Origin of the sequence: Bacillus sp. FSL L8-0152, from assembly GCF_038006365.1 — a bacterium.
Taxonomy (GTDB): domain Bacteria; phylum Bacillota; class Bacilli; order Bacillales; family Bacillaceae_G; genus Bacillus_A; species Bacillus_A cereus.
On sequence record NZ_JBBOVB010000001.1, the window covers coordinates 4,478,254 to 4,498,564 of the forward strand.

The following is a 20,311-nucleotide window of genomic DNA, read 5'->3' on the forward strand; positions in this document are numbered from 1 at the left end:
ATCCCCCACCTTTTTAGATGAGGGATAACTACCCATTAAACTATATTTTTATCTTATTCAGCTTCTTGCTCTAATAAACGAACGCCATTACCAGCTAAAAAGTGATCTGGCTGAATTTCAGTTGCTTTCTTAAATAAAGCGAGAGCTTTCTCGTTATTTTCTTCAAATACGTAAGCAACACCTAAATTGTAATACGCATCTGCATGCTCTTCATCCATTTCTAATACCTTTTCAAAATAAGGTTTCGCCTCTTGAATATGTTCTAGTCGCGCAAAGCAAAGTCCGCACTGGAATACAGCTTCTACATCGTTTTCATCTAATTCTGTTGCTCTTTGTAAGAATGGTAGTGCAAGACGATCATTTCCAAGCTGTACATGTGTAATACCTAACATAAATGTTACATCAGCTGATTGTAATCCAGCTTGCATTGCTTGTTCGAATACAACTTTCGCCTCAGTAAATTGCTGTTGGCCATAATATACGTTTCCTAAGCCATAATAAGCAGCTGCAGATTTATCATCTAACTCTAATGCACGTTTATAAAATAAAATCGCTCGCTCACTATCTCCTAATACGTCTAATAAATTTGCAAAATTAATGTATCCAAGCGCATCTTTCGGATTTTCTTCAATTGCTTCTGTAAAATTTTTAGCTGCTTCTTCCCAATTTCCTTCTTGCATATATTGAATACCTGTTTCAAGTTTGTTTGACATGTCCTTCACCTCTACAACAAATTATAACAAAGAATGTATTTTCCAAGCGAACGAAAATTCGCTTTATGTAAAAGAAACCTCTAACCGCTAATCGGCAGAGGCTTCTCATTTATCCTAAATAATCCAATTTCTTACCACTACGGTATACTTCATCAATTGTAGCACCGCCTAAGCACTCATCTCCATCATAGAAAACGACTGCTTGTCCTGGTGTAATTGCACGAATTGGCTCATCACAAAGAATACGAACTGTATTTTCATCAACGATTTGAACCGTTACTTTATTGTCTTCTTGACGATAACGGAATTTCGCCGTGCACTTAAATTCTGTTTCTTTTTCTTTGTTACTTACCCATCCTACATTCGTAGCAATAACTTCATCACCATATAGAAGTTCGTTATGGAATCCTTGATCAACATATAAAATGTTTTCTTTTAGATTTTTTCCAACAGCAAACCATGGATCACCATTACCACCAATTCCAAGACCATGACGTTGTCCAATTGTATAATACATTAAACCGTCATGCTTCCCTTTCACTTCACCAGATAATGTTTGCATTACACCTGGTTGTGCTGGTAAGTAGTTACTTAAGAAATCTTTAAAGTTACGCTCACCAATGAAGCAAATACCTGTACTATCTTTTTTCGCCGCTGTCGCTAAGCCAGCTTCTTTCGCCATTTCACGAATTTGTGGTTTCTTCAGTTCACCTAACGGGAACATTGTTTTTGATAATTGCTCTTGGCTTAATTGATTTAAGAAGTATGTTTGATCTTTATTGTCATCAACGCCGCGAAGCATTTTATATTCGCCGTCCATATAAGCAACGCGTGCATAATGACCTGTTGCTACATAATCGGCACCAAGCGCAATTGCATGCTCTAAAAATGCTTTAAATTTAATTTCTTTATTACACATTACATCTGGGTTTGGTGTACGACCAGCTCGGTACTCATCTAAGAAGTACGTAAATACTTTATCCCAGTATTGTTTTTCAAAGTTTACTGCATAATACGGAATACCAATTTGGTTACACACTTCAATTACATCATTGTAATCTTCTGTTGCTGTGCAGACACCATTCTCATCTGTATCATCCCAGTTTTTCATAAAAATTCCGATTACATCATAACCTTGCTCTTTTAATAAAAGTGCTGCTACAGATGAATCGACGCCACCGGACATTCCGATGACAACGCGTGTTTCGTGAGGTAGTTTGTTCATCATGTCACCTCCCATGCTAATTTTGTGTTAATCGCTTCACGATTTTCACTGTTTCGTACGCCGCTTTTTCAATTTGCTCTTTCGTATTTCCAAGTCCAAAACTAAAGCGTACGGATGAACGTATTTGATCGGAGTCTTTTCCAAACATCGCTACTAATACATGTGATGGATCAATCGAACCAGCTGTACAAGCAGAACCACTTGATACTGCAATGCCAGCTAGGTCTAAGTTCACAAGAAACGGTTCAATGTTCATTCCTGTAAAACTTACATTAAGTACATGCGGTAAGCGATGTTCTAAGTTTCCGTTTACCTCGAAAGTAATGCCTTCATTTTTGAAGACAGATACCATTATATCTTTAAACTCTTCATATTGGGCATTTTTTTGCTCACGAGTTTTTTCAGCTATAAGAATTGCATGCTGAAGCCCAGCAATACTAGGCACATTTTCCGTACCAGCACGGCGTTTTCTTTCTTGCTCTCCGCCTATTAATAACGGCTCAAATTTCACATTTGCACCAGCGAATAAGAACCCTACACCTTTTGGCCCATTAATTTTATGAGCTGAAATTGATAATAAATCAATACCAAACTCTTTCACATTAATTTCTACTAAACCGTAAGCTTGTACCGCATCTGTATGGAAATAAGCTTGATGCTCTTTTAGCAGCTTTCCTATTTCCACAATTGGTTGCATTGTCCCTACTTCATTATTCCCAAACATAATAGATACAAGAATCGTCTCTTCTGTTAATGCCTTTTGTATGTCAGAAACTTGAATGCGTCCTGTTTCATCGACAGGTAAATATGTCACTTCAAACCCTTCACGCTCTAACAATTCGCACGTATGCAAAATCGCATGATGTTCAATTTGCGTCGTTATTATGTGGTTACCTTTATGACGGTTCGCACGTGCTACACCTATAAGCGCTAAATTATCAGCTTCTGTACCACCGCTCGTAAATATAATTTCATTCGGATTCGCATGAATGCTGCGTGCACACACTCGTCTCGCCCCATCTACTGTGTGACGAGTTTGACGTCCATAAAAGTGAATACTAGACGGGTTCCCGAATATTTCTGTCATATATGGAATCATCTTTTCGACCACTTCTGGGTGAGTCGGAGATGTCGCAGCATGATCTAAGTAAATGCGTTCCATTAAATCTCCTTCTTTCCAAATCGTTTCACAAGGAATTAAATGTAAAACATATAGCCCCCGTGATTTTCTTCCTCATAACGTACTAAATCTTCTAACGTTGTACTATCTAACACTTCTTGCACCGCATCACGAACACGCATCCATAACTGGCGCTGTGCTGGCTCTTCTTCTTCTATCATTTCTACAACACTAATCGGTCCCTCTAATACACGGATTACATCCCCAGCTGTAATGTTAGCCGGTTGATCAGATAATACATATCCGCCATATGCCCCGCGCGTACTCTTTACAAGACGAGCGTTACGAAGTGGTGAAATTAATTGCTCTAAGTAATGCTCGGATAAGTCATGCGCCTGCGCAATTGATTTTAATGAAATCGGACCTTCACCAAACTTTTTTGCAAGATCAATCATAATTGTTAAGCCATAGCGGCCTTTTGTTGAAATCTTCATCTATTTTGCACCTCTTTTCAAATTTTCACTTCTATTGGTTATATCTTATTTATAAAAAGAACACAATTTAAAATCCTATGAAATTATAGCATAATATAGTATTATAAGAAATTTCAACTTGTGTATCAAAATGATAACATAAAATCACATTGAAAAACTCGGAAATTATTACAATTGAAAGAAAAATGAAAATATTCCTCTTCATTTTTCCCATAAAACAGCATCCTATTTCAAATTTCGTAGAAAAAAATGATACGATAGAACGAGATTATATATTAAGGGAGACGGTCTAAATGAAACAACCACTCGCACATCGAATGCGCCCTACAAATATTCAAGAAATTATTGGGCAACAACATTTAGTTGGTGAAGGAAAGATTTTATGGCGAATGGTCCAAGCAAATCATTTTCAATCTATGATTTTATACGGTCCTCCAGGTACAGGAAAAACATCCATTGCCAGTGCAATTGCAGGAAGTACCGGTACCCCGTTTCGTCTATTAAACGCTGTTACTCACAATAAAAAAGATATGGAAGTTGTCGTACAAGAAGCAAAGATGCATCGACACCTTGTTTTAATTCTAGATGAAGTTCACCGTCTAGATAAAGCAAAGCAAGACTTTCTATTACCTCACTTAGAAAGCGGACTTCTTACTTTAATTGGTGCAACGACAAGTAATCCATTCCATGCAATAAACTCCGCTATTCGAAGCAGGTGTCAAATTTTCGAATTACACGCACTAACAGAAGATGATATTTTAATTGGGTTAAAAAGAGCTTTAGAAGATAAAGAAAAAGGCCTTGGAGAATATGCTGTAACGGTAACAGATGAAGCACTACATCATTTTGCAAATGCCTCTGGTGGTGATATGCGTTCCGCTTATAACGCACTTGAACTTGCTGTATTATCTAGCTTTACTACAGACGATCAAGCGGCTGAAATCACACTCGAGATTGCAGAAGAATGCTTACAAAAGAAGAGCTTCGTTCACGACAAAGGCGGCGATGCTCATTATGACGTATTATCAGCATTTCAAAAATCAGTACGCGGAAGTGATGTAAATGCAGCGCTCCATTATTTAGCACGCCTTATTGAAGCAGGTGATTTACAAAGTATTGGCAGACGCCTTCTTATTATGGCCTATGAAGATATTGGACTTGCTAGCCCACAAGCTGGACCGCGTACACTAGCTGCAATTGAATCAGCTGAACGAGTTGGATTCCCAGAAGCACGCATCCCACTTGCAAATGCCGTTATAGAGCTATGCTTATCACCAAAATCAAATTCAGCTTATAAAGCACTTGATGCTGCATTACACGATTTACGCAACGGTCAAACAGGTGACATTCCAAGCCATTTAAAAGATAGTCATTACAAAGGCGCAGAATCACTCGGAAGAGGCATTGGATATTTATATCCACACGACCATCCAAATGGCTGGGTAAGGCAACAATACTTACCTGATAAAATAAAAAACAAGCAATATTATAAACCGAAAACGACAGGGAAATTTGAGCAAGCACTTTCTACTGTTTATGAAAGATTACAAACTTCGAATAAAACGAAAAATAAAGGGTAACATAAACGAAAACGTCACCATTATGGAGGCTTCGCTTATGAAAACACGTCAAGATGCATGGACAAAAGAAGATGATCTCCTTTTAGCAGAAACTGTTTTGCGACATATTCGCAGCGGAAGTACACAAATAAAAGCGTTTGATGAAGTTGGCGACGCTTTAAACCGCACTTCCGCAGCTTGTGGTTTTAGATGGAATGCTGAAGTAAGACCGAATTACGAAGATGCGGTGCAGCTTGCAAAAAAACAACGTAAAGAATTAAAACGTTCTGAAGCTAATATAGAAAAAGATCGGTTCACGAAAACGAAACAACTCGTAATTGACGCCGATTTTTCAGAAGATATTACGCCAAGTAAACAAGATCTTACAATGCAAAATGTCATCTCATTTTTACAAAATTTAGAACATAACAATCCTTCACTTGCAAAGTTGCAAACTGAAAATGATGTATTACAAGCTCAGCTCACTTCTCTGCAAAAAACGAATCATGAACTTGAAACGAAATTAGCGGTACTCACAAAAAAACAACAAGCAATCGAAGAAGATTACGCGATGCTTGTTCGAATTATGGATCGCGCTCGAAAACTTGTTTCGGTTGAAGAACAAGAAGAACAGATTGCTCCCATTTTCAAGACAGATCAAAATGGAAATTTAGATATTATATATTCTGCAGAGAATTAAAAACAAGGATGTCACTTTTTTGACTAAGTGACATCCTTGTTTGTTTTCGGTAAACCATATATATATATACATGTCGGTAAATGAATTTATATCAACGGTTTTTCGAATATATCTATCACAACTTGCAATATATCAACGATTTTTCAAATATATCTATCACAACTTGCAATATATCAACGATTCAATAAAGGAGATCGATTTAATGACAAAGATTTACAATAACATTACTCCCTGTCATACAAGAAAACTCCTAAAACATATTGGATAATTTTTACTAAAATGTTATTATAACCATATATCTTTAAAGGGAGATGGTTGCTATTTCATTAATAATCTTCAAAATAACTCTTGGCCTTCTCGTCCTGACTTTAGCTCTTTTCACCATTAACAGTCTAAAAAAGACATCCGCCTATAAATCAGATAAATATGATTATTACTTACTAACCTTACTTACATTTGAACTAGTAGTGATGCAAATATCCATATTTCTTTAATACATATAAAAAAGCATATATCCAAAATGGATATATGCTTTTCTTTTATTCTTGCCCTACACGTTTCACTTCTACATTTTTAATACGTTCACGTACAACGTGACTTGCCATAATTAAGCCTGCCACAGATGGTACGAATGCATTTGATGAAGGCGGTAATTTCGCTTTACGAATTTTTGCATTCTCGTCTGGTACGATTTCTTTACGTACTTCTTCACGAATTACGATTGGGTTTTCGTCAGAGAAGACAACTTTTACACCTTTTTTAATACCCTCTTTACGAAGCTTCGTACGAATTACTTTCGCAATTGGATCTGTATGTGTTTTAGAAATGTCCGCAATACGGAAACGAGTTGGGTCCATTTTATTTGCTGCACCCATACATGAGATAATTTTAATTTTACGACGTAAACATTGTTTAATTAAATGGATTTTGAACGTAATCGTATCAGATGCATCCACTACGAAATCTAAACCGTGTTTAAAGAACTCTTCATATGTTTCATCTGTATAAAACATTTCTAATCCAATTACTTCACATTCCGGATTAATGTCTGCAATACGCTCTTTCATTAATTCTACTTTTGAACGTCCTACAGTAGATACTAAAGCGTGAATTTGACGGTTTACGTTTGTAATATCTACAACGTCTTTATCAACTAATACGAGACGTCCTACTCCAGAACGCGCTAACGCTTCAGCTGAAAATGAACCTACGCCGCCAATTCCTAAAATACCGACTGTACTATTTTTTAATATTTCAAGTCCTTCTTTACCGAAGGCTAATTCATTACGTGAAAATTGATGTAACATTCAGCTCTACACTCCTATTACAAAAATGGTCTACCATGTATTCTAGCGTTTTTCCGACTATTTGTATAGAAAAAGTTATAGAATTCCTAAAAATACATATTTCGATAATGAAAACATAGTGTAAACCGGGATTTTGTTTCTTCTTTTAATTATCCATTAAAAAAGTCTAGATGGTTATAGTATAACCATCTAGACCCTATTCTTACTTTTCTTCTTTTAAGCTTAATTTTAAGTTTAACTCTTCAAGCTGTGCTTCTGCAACTGGGCTTGGAGCTTCTGTTAATAAGCAGCTTGCGCTTGCTGTTTTTGGGAATGCAATTGTATCACGAAGGTTCGTACGGCCTGCAAGTAACATAACAAGACGATCTAAACCTAATGCGATTCCGCCGTGTGGTGGTGTACCGTATTCGAATGCTTCTAATAAGAATCCGAATTGCTCTTGCGCTTCTTCTTGTGAGAATCCAAGTGCTTTGAACATTTTTTCTTGTACGTCACGCTCGTAAATACGAAGTGATCCACCACCAAGCTCATAACCGTTTAATACAAGGTCATATGCTTGTGCACGTGCTTTTTCTGGCGCTGTTTCTAGTAGCTCAACGTCTTCACGGAATGGCATTGTGAATGGGTGATGAGCTGCGAAATAACGATTTGCATCTTCATCGTACTCAAGAAGTGGCCAATCAGTTACCCATAGGAAGTTAAATTTACTTTCATCAATTAACTCAAGCTCTTTACCTAGACGTAAACGAAGTGCGCCTAAGCTATCTGCAACAACGCTCTTCTTATCTGCTACGAATAGTAATAAGTCGCCAGCAGTAGCTTCTAATGTACTCATTAACACGTTTGCATCTTCTTCACCGAAGAATTTCGCAATCGGTCCTTTTAAGCCGTCTTCTTCAACTTTAAGCCAAGCTAGACCTTTTGCACCGTATACTTTCACGAATTCAGTTAATGCATCGATGTCTTTACGAGAGTATTTACTTGCAGCACCTTTTGCATTAATTGCTTTTACTTGTCCGCCGCTTTCTACAGCACTTGTAAACACTTTAAAGCCACAACCTGCTGCAAACTCAGATAAGTCTGTTAGTTCCATTTCAAAGCGTGTATCTGGCTTATCAGAACCGTAGCGAGCCATTGCATCAGCATATTTCATACGAGGGAATGGTGCACTAACTTCTACACCTTTTGCATCCTTCATAACTTTCGTCATCATACGCTCCATCATTTCTAAAATCTCATCTTGTGTTAAGAATGAAGCTTCAATATCGATTTGCGTGAATTCTGGTTGACGATCTGCACGTAAATCTTCGTCACGGAAACAACGTGCTACTTGATAGTAACGCTCAAATCCGCCGACCATAAGAAGCTGTTTAAATAACTGTGGTGACTGTGGTAATGCATAGAATTCACCGTCATGTACACGACTTGGTACTAAATAGTCACGAGCTCCTTCTGGCGTACTTTTCGTTAAAATTGGTGTTTCTACTTCTAAGAACTCTTCTGTATCTAAGAAGTTACGAATTGTTTTTGTTACGTCGTGACGCATTTTGAATGTGTTGAACATTACAGGACGACGTAAGTCTAAATAACGATATTTTAAACGCACATCTTCTGATGCATCTGTATCATCAGCAATAATAATTGGTGTTGTTTTCGCTGCATTTAGTACATTTACTTTTGTTGCTTGTACTTCAATACGACCAGTTGCCATATTGTCATTAATTGCGCCTTCACCACGTTCAACAACTGTACCTTCTATGTGTAATACGTATTCGCTACGAATTGTTTCTGCTACTTCTAACGCTTCTTTTGATGTTTCTGGGTTAAATACAACTTGTACGATACCTGTACGGTCACGTAAATCGATAAAGATTAATCCACCTAAGTCACGGCGTTTTTGTACCCAACCTTTTAATTGAACTGTTTGTCCAACAGCTTCTACTGTTACTTTTCCACATGCATGTGTTCTTTCAGCCACTGTAAGTTCCCCCTATATTAATTTCTCTGCTACGTATGAAGCAAATACATCTAACGCTACTTCTTCTTGTTCACCTGTTGCCATATCTTTTAAGTTAATGATGCCTTTATCTAGCTCATCTTCTCCTAATACAGCTACAAATTTCGCCTTTAGACGATCTGCTGATTTAAATTGTGCTTTCATTTTGCGATCTAAATAATCTTTTTCAACCGACAATCCAGCTTTACGAAGATCGAATGCCACTTTTGCAGCATGGTCTTTCGCTTTTTCACCAAGCGCTACAACGTAACAATCAATGCTATGTTCAAGTGGTAATTCAATGTTTTCAGCTTTTAGCGCCATAATTAAACGTTCAATACTCATTGCAAAACCGATACCTGGCATTTCTGGTCCACCGATTTCTTGTACAAGTCCGTTATAACGGCCACCACCGCTTAATGTAGTGATCGCACCGAAACCTTCTGCCTCACTCATAATTTCAAAAACAGTATGTTGATAGTAGTCTAAACCACGCACTAAGTTCGGATCTTTTTCAAATGGAACATCCATCATCGTTAATAGTTCTTGTACTTTGTCGTAGTATACTGCTGAATCTTCGTTTAAGTATTCTGTAATAGATGGAGCTGTTGCCATTAATTCATGGTTACGGTCCTTCTTACAGTCTAAAATTCGAAGTGGGTTCTTTTCTAAGCGAGATTGACAGTCAGAGCAGAATTCGCCGATACGTGGCTCAAAGTGTGCGATTAATGCATCACGGTGTGCTTGACGACTCGCTGCGTCACCTAAACTGTTTAATACAACTTTAATATTTTTTAAGCCCATGCCGCGGTAAAATTCAACAGCAAGTGCAATTACTTCTGCATCAATTGCAGGGTCATTACTGCCGATTGCTTCGATACCGAATTGTACGAATTGACGATAGCGACCTGCTTGTGGTCTTTCATAACGGAACATTTGACCGATATAGTATAATTTCGTTGGTTGTGTTGCATCACCAAACATTTTATTTTCAACGTAAGAACGTACAACAGGTGCAGTACCTTCTGGACGTAATGTTAAGCTACGCTCTCCACGATCTTGGAATGAGTACATTTCTTTTTGTACGATATCTGTCGTATCACCAACACCGCGTAAAAATAGCTCAGTGTGCTCAAAAATTGGTGTACGAATTTCTTTATAATTGTAACGACGGCAAATTTCGCGTGCTTGCCCTTCGATATACTGCCATAACTCAACAGTGCCTGGAAGAATATCTTGCGTTCCGCGTGGGATTTGAATAGACATATTCAGTTCCTCCTCAAATTGTTTTAATCTTAATAAAAATAAAAAAACTCCCGCCTCTACTGTTTAAACAGTAGGGACGAGAGTATTATACCCGTGGTGCCACCCTAATTGAAGCACGTATGCTTCCACTTTTTTAATAACGCTTAAATATGCGTTCATCCCTACTAAGCATATATGCCGTTCAAGTTGAAACCTCTAGAGTGTCATTCAATCAGTCATCATGCAGAAATGTTTTCAGCCTAAGACATTCCTTCTCTTTCCATGTGTATCTCATTTACTCTTCTCTATCAACGGTTATATTCATATGTAAATATAAAATTACTATACGTTTGTTAAGTAGGATTGTCAAGTGCTCTAAGAACGTTCAATCTGCTTCTTTAAACGCTTTACATCTTGAAGAGAAATCCCAAACTCGGAAGCAAGCTCCATTGAAGTATTATTTTGCTCTTTTGAAATAAAATCATGAAAATTCACGTTAAACAGTTGATTTGCACCATTTGTAACAGAATGCCCTTTTTCATTCATACGCATACGTATATCCCTCACATTCAATATGGATGTTTTACTTTTTATTGTTCCATATTGATGAGAGAGTTATACATAACCGAAACTGCTATTGATTCCAAATAAATGAACAAAACATACAACAATGTATAAAAAAGAGAGGATTATATAACCCTCTCTTTTTTATCAACACTATTTACTTTCTACAATTAAGGTCACCGGACCATCATTGATTAAAGAAACGTCCATCATTGCTCCGAACTTCCCTGTTTCCACATGCAATCCTTGTTTGCGAACTTCTTCATTAAAGAAATCGTATAAACGCTCTGCGTAGTCAGGTTTCGCAGCATCCATAAAGTTTGGACGTCTTCCCTTGCGACAATCTCCGTATAATGTAAATTGCGAAATAGATAGAACTTGTCCTTCTACATCAAGTACAGAATGATTCATCTTTCCGCTCTCATCTTCAAAAATACGTAAGTTTGCAACTTTTTCCGCAATATAAGTTGCATCTTTTTCTGTATCTTCATGCGTAATGCCAACTAGTAATGTTAAACCGAACGGAATTTGTCCTACGATCTCACCGTCTACTGTGACAGACGCTTTCTTTGATCGTTGTAAAACAACTCTCATCTTTCTACACTCCCTATTAATGCATCATGCGTCGTACTGCATAAATTTCTGGAACGCGTTTAATGCGTTCTACTACTTTTTTCAAGTGTTGTAAGTTACGAATCGAGATTGACATATTAATTGTTGCCATTTTATTACGGTCACTTCTACCAGAAACAGCTGAAATATACGTTTTCGTCTCTGTAACAGCTTGCAGTACTTCATTTAATAAACCACGGCGATCGTAACCCGAAATTTCAATATCAACGTTATACTCAATTTCTTTTTCAGGGCTACCTTCCCACTCTACTTCTAATAAACGTTCTACAGCTTCTTCTGTATGAACGTTTACACAATCACGGCGGTGAATCGATACACCTCGGCCTTTCGTAATATATCCAACGATATCATCGCCTGGAACTGGGTTACAGCATTTCGATAAACGGATTAATAAATTATCAGCACCGCTTACCTTTACACCAGAATCCCATTTTCGAATTTTCATCGGTTTACGAACTTCTTTAACTTCAACAATTTCTTCTTCTTCGCGTTGTTTGCGGAACTTGTCCGTTAGTCGCGTAACAATTTGCGAAGCTGTAATTCCGCTATATCCAACTGCTGCAAACATATCTTCTTCATTTGCAAAGTTAAATTTCTCAGCGACGCGTTTTAAGTTATCAGGCGCTAATACTTCTTTCATCTCATACTCTAGACCACGTACTTCCTTTTCAACAAGTTCACGACCTTTTTCAATATTTTCGTCTCTACGTTGTTTCTTAAAGAATTGACGAATTTTATTTTTCGCATGAGATGTTTGAGCAAGTTTTACCCAATCTTGACTTGGGCCATATGAATGTTTCGACGTTAAAATTTCAATGATGTCGCCTGTTTTTAATTTATAATCCAACGTCACCATTTTACCGTTTACTTTTGCACCAATTGTTTTATTCCCAATTTCCGAATGGACACGATACGCGAAATCAATCGGAACCGATCCAAGTGGTAATTCCATTACATCGCCTTTCGGTGTAAAGACGAATACCATGTCAGAAAATAAATCAATTTTTAATGACTCCATAAATTCTTCTGCATTAGAAGCTTCATTTTGCCATTCTAGTATTTGACGGAACCATGTGAGTTTCTTCTCTAATGTACCTGTTGTTTCTGCTGTTTTTCCTTCTTTGTACGCCCAGTGTGCCGCGATCCCGAATTCTGCAATTTCGTGCATTTCTTTCGTACGAATTTGCACTTCAAGTGGATCACCTTTTGGTCCAATTACAGTCGTATGAAGAGATTGATATAGATTTGCTTTTGGCATTGCAATATAATCTTTAAAACGACCTGGCATCGGCTTCCAGCACGTATGAATAATTCCAAGCACCGCATAACAATCTTTAATACTATTTACAACGACACGTACAGCTAATAAATCGTAAATTTCATTGAACTGCTTATTTTGCAGTGCCATTTTACGATAAATACTGTAAATATGTTTCGGTCTTCCAGAAATCTCAGGTTGAATTGCAACTTCTTTTAATTTCTCACGAATACCAGTCATTACTTCGTCTAAGTATTCTTCACGTTCTGCACGTTTACGCTTCATTAAATTTACAATACGATAATATTGTTGGGGATTTAAATAGCGAAGTGACGTATCCTCTAGCTCCCATTTAATAGTACTAATTCCGAGTCTATGTGCTAAAGGTGCAAAGATTTCTAACGTTTCATTCGCTATGCGACGCTGCTTCTCTTGAGGCAAATGTTTCAATGTACGCATGTTATGAAGACGATCAGCTAGTTTAATTAAAATAACTCGAATGTCTTGAGCCATTGCAATAAACATTTTGCGATGGTTTTCTGCTTGTTGTTGTTCGTGAGATTTATATTTAATCTTCCCAAGCTTTGTAACACCATCAACAAGCATAGCAATTTCTTTGTTAAATTCCCGTTCAATATCTTCTAACGTAATCTCTGTATCTTCCACTACATCATGTAAGAAACCTGCTGATACCGTAGCTGGATCCATGTGTAAATCAACTAAAATACCTGCAACTTGAATCGGATGAATAATATACGGTTCACCCGATTTTCTATATTGTTCGCTATGCGCATCACGTGCATATTCATAAGCACGTGCCACTAGCTCAATATCTTCATCCGCTAAATATTGACTTGCTTTCTCGAGTACCTGTTCAGCTGTTAGTACCTGCTCATTTGCCATCGAATCACCTTTTATTGAAAATTGACTTTATCTTTATTTAATAGAATAAATTATATTCTATCATTATAACCCAATGATTGTGAATTGTGAAAAGGAAAAGATTTTACTGACATTTCACCATGATTTTTTGTTCAATTATACAAAAGTACCCGCTCCTCTCCAAGAGATTCACGGGTACTTTTTATCACCGTAGTTTTACCTATATAGTGATTAGTATTTTTCTAATACTAATACATCGTAACCATCTAACATTTTACGACCATCTAAGTAAGTAAGCTCTACTAAGAATGCAATCCCTGCTACAACTCCGCCTAGCTCTTCAACTAACTTAATTGTCGCTTCGATTGTTCCACCTGTAGCTAATAGATCATCTGTAATTAATACGCGTTGACCTGGCTTAATTGCATCTTTATGGATTGTTAAAACATCTTTACCATATTCTTTACCGTAGTCAACTGTAATTACTTCACGTGGTAATTTTCCTAATTTACGAACTGGCGCAAATCCTACTTCTAACGCATAAGAAACTGGGCAACCGATAATGAAACCACGAGCTTCTGGTCCTACTACAACATCGATATCTCTTTCTTTTGCGTACTCAACGATTGCATCTGTTGCTGCTTTGTATGCTTTACCGTCATTCATTAAAGGTGTAATGTCTTTAAACACAATACCTTCTTTCGGATAATCCGGTACAATTGCGATATGTTGCTTGAAATCCATATTTCTGAATCCTCCTCAGATCTAAAAGGTTTGTAAATACAAATCCTTTACCCTAACTGTTCTACTTCTTTATGATTACGAATCGTTTCAAACCATGTATATAGTTGCTGATATGTGCTATAAACCAATTCTTTTTCTAATTGTAAGTGGTTCATTTTCTCACGATATGCGTTCGATTCAATTAAATCACGCTTTTGTTTTTTGTCTGCCATAAAAATGACGCCATCTTTTATTGTAACAAATTCTAACTCAAAAAACACCTGTGTCATGAAATTTACTGTATCTTTTGACCAACCTTTATGGCGACATAGTTGTTCTCCATATTGTCTTAAAGAAAATGGTGTTTTTTGGCTTAAGAAAGAATAGTACCATTTAAAGTGTTCTCTCGTAGGAACTGTACTAAATAGATGGTTATTTTCTTGATAAAATAGCGTATAAATTCGCGCTGGGAATCCTACTTTAAATAGCTCACTTAATTCATCTGTTCCTTTTGGTAAATCAAGTAACACGATATATTGATCATCTAAATGCGTTACTTCTGAAGCATGCATGAGCTTCTCTTTATAGCTCTCTAAAGAAAATTTATTCAATACCTCTTCAGAAAAATACACCATTGTTATTTTTTCTTTCGGAAGTTCTGCTAAATTTGCTTCTGCATTACGCATACTACGCCAATCAAATAATTGCCACGCCTCTACAGCAATATCTTGTACCATTAATTGTGGCTTCTTAAAATTATTCCATTCATTGATGGATGCTTCTCCTATTACAGATACTTTTGCAACTGGAGAGATTTCTTTCGCATATGCACCAAAACCAAATCCAATTGTATCCAGTGTTGCTTGTCCATCACGAAGAGCCATTTTTAAATGAGAGCCATCTGATCCGATTGCGCGAATACTTTCTAACTCTGCATCTTTCACTGCAATACGTGGTTTCGGATTTCCAACACCAAATGGTGCTAACTTCTGCATATCTTCAATTGCCGCTAGTGTTACATCCTCTACTTTGCAAAAAACATCAACTGCTGTAATTGGAATAAAATCTTCTTCTGTTAAAATTGCATCTGCTTGTTCATTTAAGCGGCGACGTAATTCATCTACATCATTCATATGTAGCGTCATTCCCGCTGCCATCGGATGCCCTCCGAAGTGTGGCAATAACTCTCTACAATCTGATAAATTTGCAAACAAATCAAATCCTGCAATACTACGCGCTGAGCCTTTTGCTGTTTCTTTTATAGGATCAATGCATAATACAATAGTCGGACGATAAAAACGTTCAACTAATTTAGAAGCGACAATCCCAATTACACCCGGATTCCAACCTTCTTTTGCAAGTACTAACACTTTGTTTTCTTCTGGCGGGAAGTTATTTTCAACTTCAGCGATAGCCTCTTCTGTAATTTGCTTTACAATATCTTTTCGCAGTTTGTTCAGCTCATCAATTTCTTCGGCTAACTCTTTTGCTTCCTCAGGATCATCTGATAATAAAAGGTGTACAGCCGGCGTTGCATCTTCTAAACGCCCGACCGCATTAATACGCGGTGCAATTGAGAAGCCAATACTCTCTTCTGTAATTTCACTTTGCGAAACGTTAGCAACTTTAAACAATGCCTTTAAACCAATATTTTTCGTCATACGCATATGTTTTAAACCGCGTTTCACTAGCAACCTATTTTCACCATGAAGTGACACTAAATCGGCTACTGTACCGATTACTGCAATCTCTAATAAATGTTCTGGTACACGGCCTAATAGTGCATGTGCAACTTTAAACGCAACACCTACACCAGCTAAATAGTGAAACGGATATACACCGCCATCTAATTTCGGATGTATAATCGCAAGTGCTTCTGGCAATTCTGGCGGTGGCTCATGGTGATCTGTAATAATTAGATCTATTCCAAGCTCTTTCGCTACATTCGCTTCATGTACTGCTGCGATGCCAGTGTCGACAGTAATAATCAGTGAGAACCCTGCGCTATGCGCCCAACGAAACGCTTCTTCGTTCGGCCCATACCCTTCTGTAAAACGATTTGGAATATAAAATTCTACTTCTGCACCTAATTCTTGAAGAGCAAGATATAACACAGTTGTACTACTTACTCCGTCTGCATCGTAATCACCAAATATTAATATTTGTTCTCCATTTTGAATCGCCTTATTTACACGTTCTACCGTTCTATCCATTCCTTCTAATAAAAATGGATCATGAAATTCTTGATTTTCTGTATTTAAAAAATCTAAAATCTTATCTTCTGTATCTAGTCCTCTACCGAGGAATAATGAAACGACAAGTGGCGATAACTGTAATTTACTTGCTAATTCACTCACTCGTTCGTCATTATATTCTTTTTCTTTCCAACGCGTCTTCGGTTGTAACACGAAATCACCCCTTAACCTGTTCATTATACAAGACAGATTAAGGGGTGACAATATAATGCAAACTACGATGCAATATCTATATACTAAAATGTTAATGATGTTTAATTTGGAGAATACGGATTTATATGTACGAATACATTTTGTACATTATCTTGTTTCATAAGTATTTCTTTCACATGTTTTCCAATACGGTGTCCTTCTTCTACAGTAATGTATGGATCTACAGACACTTTAATATCGACAATAACATAATGACCATGCTCCCGTGCATATAAAGAACCAATTTTTTTCACACCATCTACTTGAAGAACTGCTTCTCTAAGCGGAATAACATCCTCCTCATGAAGAACATGGTCAAGCGTTGCATGAATTGCTTCCGCTCCAATGCTCCATGCCATTTTTACAACAAGAAGCGAAACAACTAATCCTGCAATCGGATCAGCATATACAAGCCAGTCTATACCAAGCTTACCACCGAGTATAGCTGCACAAATACCGATTAAAGCTGCAATTGAAGAAAATACATCTGAACGGTGCTCATATGCATTTGCAATAATTGCATCACTATTTACCCTTTTCCCTAATCGGAATTTATATTGAAACATTCCTTCTTTCACGACGATTGAAAGAACAACAGCAAAAATCGTAATTCCTTTCGGCGGTTCTAGTTCTTGCGAAAAAGCTTTTATAGATGAAATCGCGATTTCAAGTCCCACAATAAATAATAATACCGCAACAATAATCGCTGAAATCGATTCCGCTTTACCATGACCATACGGATGATCTTCATCAGGTGGCTGCTTTGCCGCTCGCAATCCAAAAAGTACAGCTAGCGAACCAATTACATCTGATGCAGAATGCACCGCATCTGCTAGCAGTGCTTTACTGTTCCCAATATAACCAATTACCGCCTTTACAATTGCTAATATAATATTACCAACGATCCCGACAATAGCACCAAACTCGGCCTGTTTAAAACGTTCATCTTTTTCCATAATTAAAATCCCTTCTTTTCTTAACCTATCTTTTTATTTTAACAAAAACAGCGATAACACCACCACTTTCTTCCATCTTCTTCCCATCAAAAAGTTGCTATCTTATTGTATCCACAAACGAAAAAAGAGATGCCTCATAATAAGGCATCATCTTTTCTATACTTGCGGTTCAGATTCTACTTTCTCAACCTTCTTCTTGTTTTTCCCCTTTTTCAAACGACGGTTTTCAAGCATTAACCAAATTTGAGAGGCAACGAAAACAGAAGAGTACGTACCTACTATTAATCCAACAAGTAACGCAAACGAGAAGTTACGTAGTGACTCACTACCAAAGATAAGTAGTGCAATTACTGGGAGTAACACTGTTAATACGGTGTTAATCGAACGACCAAGCGTTTGGCGAATACTTGCATTTACAATTTCCTCTAGGTCTTTTATATCGCGCACTCGTTTTTTCTGTTTGTATAATTCACGGTTTCTATCAAATGTAACAATCGAGTCATTAATAGAATAACCGATGATTGTTAGTACTGCAGCGATAAACGTTAAGTCTACCTCTAATTGGAAAATACTAAACATAACAACCATAACGAATGCGTCATGTAATAATGCAAGTACTGCAGATAACGCATACGTAAATCGGAATCGAATACTTACGTATAAAATGATAACTGCAGAAGCAATCAGTACAGCGATAAATGCATTTCGTGCAATTTCTTTACCGATTGTCGGTGAAACTGTACTTATGTTTGGATCCGTACCATATTTATCATGGAAGAATGTTTTTGTTTTCGCAATTTCATCTTTTGATAAAACACCTAATGTACGAACTGCGAAACCTTTATTGTCATCCCCAGTCGGTACAATATTTTCTTCCTTCACATCAATGTTCAACTCTTTAAAATCTTTATGAACATCAGCTACAGTAAGTGCTTGTTTTGATTGCAAGTCCATACGTGTACCACTTGCAAAGTCAATCCCAAGATTCAATTTGAAAATTGGCAGGATAATTGCACCTGCAATTACAACTACAATTGAGAAGATAAGGAATTTATGACCGATATTCACGAAGTTAATACGATCAAATTTCGTTGGTGGATGTACTACACCTTTTGTTAACGGAATAATATCCTTTTGTTTCACACCAAAATATGATGGTTTTTTATCGAAGTAACGGCTCTTTACAAGTAAACCTAGTAAGAAACGAGTACCGAATACGTTCGTAATGAAACCGACTAAAATACTTACGATTAAACTTGTTGCAAACCCTTGTACTGAGCTTGTACCATATACAAATAACACACCTGCAGCTGCAAGAGTCGTAACGTTCGCATCTAAAATTGTTGCTAATGAACGATGGTTACCAGCTCGGAATGCTGACATCATGGACTTACCAATTTTCAGCTCTTCTTTCAGTCTCTCGTACGTAATAATATTCGCATCAACTGCGATACCTACCCCGAGCACTAATGCGGCAATACCTGGTAATGTCAGAACCGCATGCATCCAGTTAAAGACAAGTAATGTAACAAAAATGTATAGACCTAACATAATAACCGCTACAAGTCCTGGTAAACGGTAATACACAAGCATAAATAAGAAAATAAGAGCGATACCAATCGCACTAGCGAAAATTGTTTGGTCTAATGCTTGTTGACCAAATTTCGCTCCAACAGATGTTGAATACATTTCTTTTAAATCAACAGGCAGTGCACCTGCATTTAATAAAGATGAAAGTTGTTTCGCACTTTCAACTGTGAAGTTTCCACCTACGATAGATACTTCAGCTTGGTTAAATACTTGGTTTACTGTTGCTGCTGATAAGAACTTTGGATTCGGTTTTGCAGATTCTGCTTTATACGAATCTTTTCCTTCTTCAAAATCAAGCCAAATTACCATTAAATTCGTTGGTGGTGGCATTTTAGAAATTTTTTCAGTTACTTCACGGAATTTTTCAGCGCTTTTTAGTGTAAGACCTACGCTCGCACGGCCTTGCTCATCAAATGTTTGCTTCGCTCCGCCGCCTTTTAAATCCGTTCCATCCATAAGAAGGTTATCATCCACATCACGGAATGTTAATTTCGCTTGTGTTGATAACATTTCACGTGCTTTTTGCTGATCTTGTACACCAGCAAGCTGTACACGAATTCGATCTTGCCCTTCGATTTGAATGTTCGGCTCACTTACACCGAGAACATTGACACGATTTTCAAGAGCACCTACTGTACTTACAAGTACGTCTCGATCGATTTTATCACCTTTTTTGGCTGGTTTTACTTCATACAGAATTTCAAAACCACCGCGAAGGTCTAGTCCTAGACTAATTCCTTTTGCTATGTCTTTTCCTGCCGCACCAATTACTCCACCGATTAATAAGACGATGAGGAAAAAGGCGGCAATTCTCGTACCACGCTTTGCCATATGTACCCTCTTTCTGCTACTAACACTTTCAATAAATCTTTTACGATTCACTGCTATACGTGTGCATA

General features: G+C 37.3%; 16 protein-coding genes and 1 other annotated feature. Of the genes, 2 read left to right on the plus strand and 14 right to left on the minus strand.

What is annotated here, in order from left to right; genetic code table 11:
- Positions 1-53 precede the first annotated feature (53 nt).
- From MHH27_RS22595 to cymR, 4 genes are all read right to left on the minus strand, one after another.
- Entirely contained in the window at positions 54-713 is a 660-nt protein-coding gene (locus tag MHH27_RS22595; RefSeq protein WP_340944108.1) for a tetratricopeptide repeat protein, read from the minus strand.
- A 109-nt stretch (positions 714-822) separates the two neighbouring features.
- Positions 823-1,938 (minus strand): tRNA 2-thiouridine(34) synthase MnmA, encoded by a 1,116-nt coding sequence (gene mnmA / locus MHH27_RS22600; RefSeq protein WP_001038010.1) that lies wholly within the window; start codon positions 1,936-1,938, stop codon positions 823-825.
- Positions 1,939-1,954: 16 nt separating this feature from the next.
- Positions 1,955-3,100 carry a cysteine desulfurase family protein gene (locus tag MHH27_RS22605; protein WP_053563619.1) on the minus strand — a complete coding sequence of 382 codons (1,146 nt, stop codon included), beginning with the start codon at positions 3,098-3,100 and terminating at the stop codon, positions 1,955-1,957.
- A gap of 35 nt (positions 3,101-3,135) precedes the next feature.
- Positions 3,136-3,552 (minus strand): cysteine metabolism transcriptional regulator CymR, encoded by a 417-nt coding sequence (gene cymR, locus MHH27_RS22610; RefSeq protein WP_000704116.1) that lies wholly within the window; start codon positions 3,550-3,552, stop codon positions 3,136-3,138.
- Between the two features lie 293 nt (positions 3,553-3,845).
- Between cymR and MHH27_RS22615 the strand changes: the two genes are divergently transcribed.
- Together MHH27_RS22615 and MHH27_RS22620 are read left to right on the plus strand one after the other, a co-directional pair.
- Positions 3,846-5,132, plus strand: coding sequence for a replication-associated recombination protein A (locus MHH27_RS22615; RefSeq protein ID WP_000812919.1), 1,287 nt, complete (start codon positions 3,846-3,848; stop codon positions 5,130-5,132).
- A gap of 37 nt (positions 5,133-5,169) precedes the next feature.
- Positions 5,170-5,811, plus strand: a complete 642-nt coding sequence (locus tag MHH27_RS22620; protein ID WP_000857709.1) for an RsfA family transcriptional regulator — start codon at positions 5,170-5,172, stop codon at positions 5,809-5,811.
- Between the two features lie 539 nt (positions 5,812-6,350).
- Here the strand turns inward: MHH27_RS22620 and MHH27_RS22625 are convergent.
- The 10 genes from MHH27_RS22625 to secDF form a co-directional block, all read right to left on the minus strand.
- On the minus strand, positions 6,351-7,118 hold the full coding sequence (locus MHH27_RS22625; RefSeq protein WP_000903182.1) for a tRNA threonylcarbamoyladenosine dehydratase: 768 nt from the start codon (positions 7,116-7,118) through the stop codon (positions 6,351-6,353).
- Positions 7,119-7,320: 202 nt separating this feature from the next.
- A complete protein-coding gene (gene aspS / locus MHH27_RS22630) occupies positions 7,321-9,096 on the minus strand; it encodes an aspartate--tRNA ligase (RefSeq protein WP_090977013.1) in 1,776 nt (591 codons plus the stop codon).
- Between the two features lie 12 nt (positions 9,097-9,108).
- The gene (hisS, locus tag MHH27_RS22635; protein ID WP_000027079.1) at positions 9,109-10,380 is read right to left on the minus strand and encodes a histidine--tRNA ligase; all 1,272 of its coding nucleotides are present in this window, start codon (positions 10,378-10,380) and stop codon (positions 9,109-9,111) included.
- Positions 10,381-10,449: 69 nt separating this feature from the next.
- Positions 10,450-10,680: a binding site (T-box leader), on the minus strand.
- A gap of 54 nt (positions 10,681-10,734) precedes the next feature.
- On the minus strand, positions 10,735-10,905 hold the full coding sequence (locus MHH27_RS22640; protein ID WP_003280122.1) for a hypothetical protein: 171 nt from the start codon (positions 10,903-10,905) through the stop codon (positions 10,735-10,737).
- A 171-nt stretch (positions 10,906-11,076) separates the two neighbouring features.
- Positions 11,077-11,517: a D-tyrosyl-tRNA(Tyr) deacylase gene (locus MHH27_RS22645; RefSeq protein WP_098250903.1), complete on the minus strand. Its 441-nt coding sequence runs from the start codon at positions 11,515-11,517 to the stop codon at positions 11,077-11,079.
- A gap of 16 nt (positions 11,518-11,533) precedes the next feature.
- A complete protein-coding gene (gene relA, locus MHH27_RS22650) occupies positions 11,534-13,717 on the minus strand; it encodes a GTP diphosphokinase (protein ID WP_001262795.1) in 2,184 nt (727 codons plus the stop codon).
- A gap of 210 nt (positions 13,718-13,927) precedes the next feature.
- Positions 13,928-14,440, minus strand: coding sequence for an adenine phosphoribosyltransferase (locus MHH27_RS22655; protein ID WP_000346215.1), 513 nt, complete (start codon positions 14,438-14,440; stop codon positions 13,928-13,930).
- Between the two features lie 47 nt (positions 14,441-14,487).
- The gene (gene recJ / locus MHH27_RS22660; RefSeq protein WP_340944111.1) at positions 14,488-16,827 is read right to left on the minus strand and encodes a single-stranded-DNA-specific exonuclease RecJ; all 2,340 of its coding nucleotides are present in this window, start codon (positions 16,825-16,827) and stop codon (positions 14,488-14,490) included.
- A gap of 101 nt (positions 16,828-16,928) precedes the next feature.
- Positions 16,929-17,822, minus strand: a complete 894-nt coding sequence (locus MHH27_RS22665; protein WP_000409746.1) for a cation diffusion facilitator family transporter — start codon at positions 17,820-17,822, stop codon at positions 16,929-16,931.
- Positions 17,823-17,978: 156 nt separating this feature from the next.
- A complete protein-coding gene (gene secDF, locus MHH27_RS22670) occupies positions 17,979-20,243 on the minus strand; it encodes a protein translocase subunit SecDF (RefSeq protein ID WP_097821491.1) in 2,265 nt (754 codons plus the stop codon).
- Positions 20,244-20,311: the final 68 nt, after the last annotated feature.

Excerpts from the sequence above, each read along its gene's own strand:
- MHH27_RS22595 (WP_340944108.1), bottom strand. The coding sequence starts at position 713 with ATGTCAAACAAACTTGAAACAGGTATTCAATATATGCAAGAAGGAAAT.
- mnmA (WP_001038010.1), bottom strand. The coding sequence starts at position 1,938 with ATGAACAAACTACCTCACGAAACACGCGTTGTCATCGGAATGTCCGGT.
- MHH27_RS22605 (WP_053563619.1), bottom strand. The coding sequence starts at position 3,100 with ATGGAACGCATTTACTTAGATCATGCTGCGACATCTCCGACTCACCCA.
- cymR (WP_000704116.1), bottom strand. The coding sequence starts at position 3,552 with ATGAAGATTTCAACAAAAGGCCGCTATGGCTTAACAATTATGATTGAT.
- MHH27_RS22615 (WP_000812919.1), top strand. The coding sequence starts at position 3,846 with ATGAAACAACCACTCGCACATCGAATGCGCCCTACAAATATTCAAGAA.
- MHH27_RS22620 (WP_000857709.1), top strand. The coding sequence starts at position 5,170 with ATGAAAACACGTCAAGATGCATGGACAAAAGAAGATGATCTCCTTTTA.
- MHH27_RS22625 (WP_000903182.1), bottom strand. The coding sequence starts at position 7,118 with ATGTTACATCAATTTTCACGTAATGAATTAGCCTTCGGTAAAGAAGGA.
- hisS (WP_000027079.1), bottom strand. The coding sequence starts at position 10,380 with ATGTCTATTCAAATCCCACGCGGAACGCAAGATATTCTTCCAGGCACT.
- MHH27_RS22640 (WP_003280122.1), bottom strand. The coding sequence starts at position 10,905 with ATGAATGAAAAAGGGCATTCTGTTACAAATGGTGCAAATCAACTGTTT.
- MHH27_RS22645 (WP_098250903.1), bottom strand. The coding sequence starts at position 11,517 with ATGAGAGTTGTTTTACAACGATCAAAGAAAGCGTCTGTCACAGTAGAC.
- relA (WP_001262795.1), bottom strand. The coding sequence starts at position 13,717 with ATGGCAAATGAGCAGGTACTAACAGCTGAACAGGTACTCGAGAAAGCA.
- MHH27_RS22655 (WP_000346215.1), bottom strand. The coding sequence starts at position 14,440 with ATGGATTTCAAGCAACATATCGCAATTGTACCGGATTATCCGAAAGAA.
- MHH27_RS22665 (WP_000409746.1), bottom strand. The coding sequence starts at position 17,822 with ATGGAAAAAGATGAACGTTTTAAACAGGCCGAGTTTGGTGCTATTGTC.
- secDF (WP_097821491.1), bottom strand. The coding sequence starts at position 20,243 with ATGGCAAAGCGTGGTACGAGAATTGCCGCCTTTTTCCTCATCGTCTTA.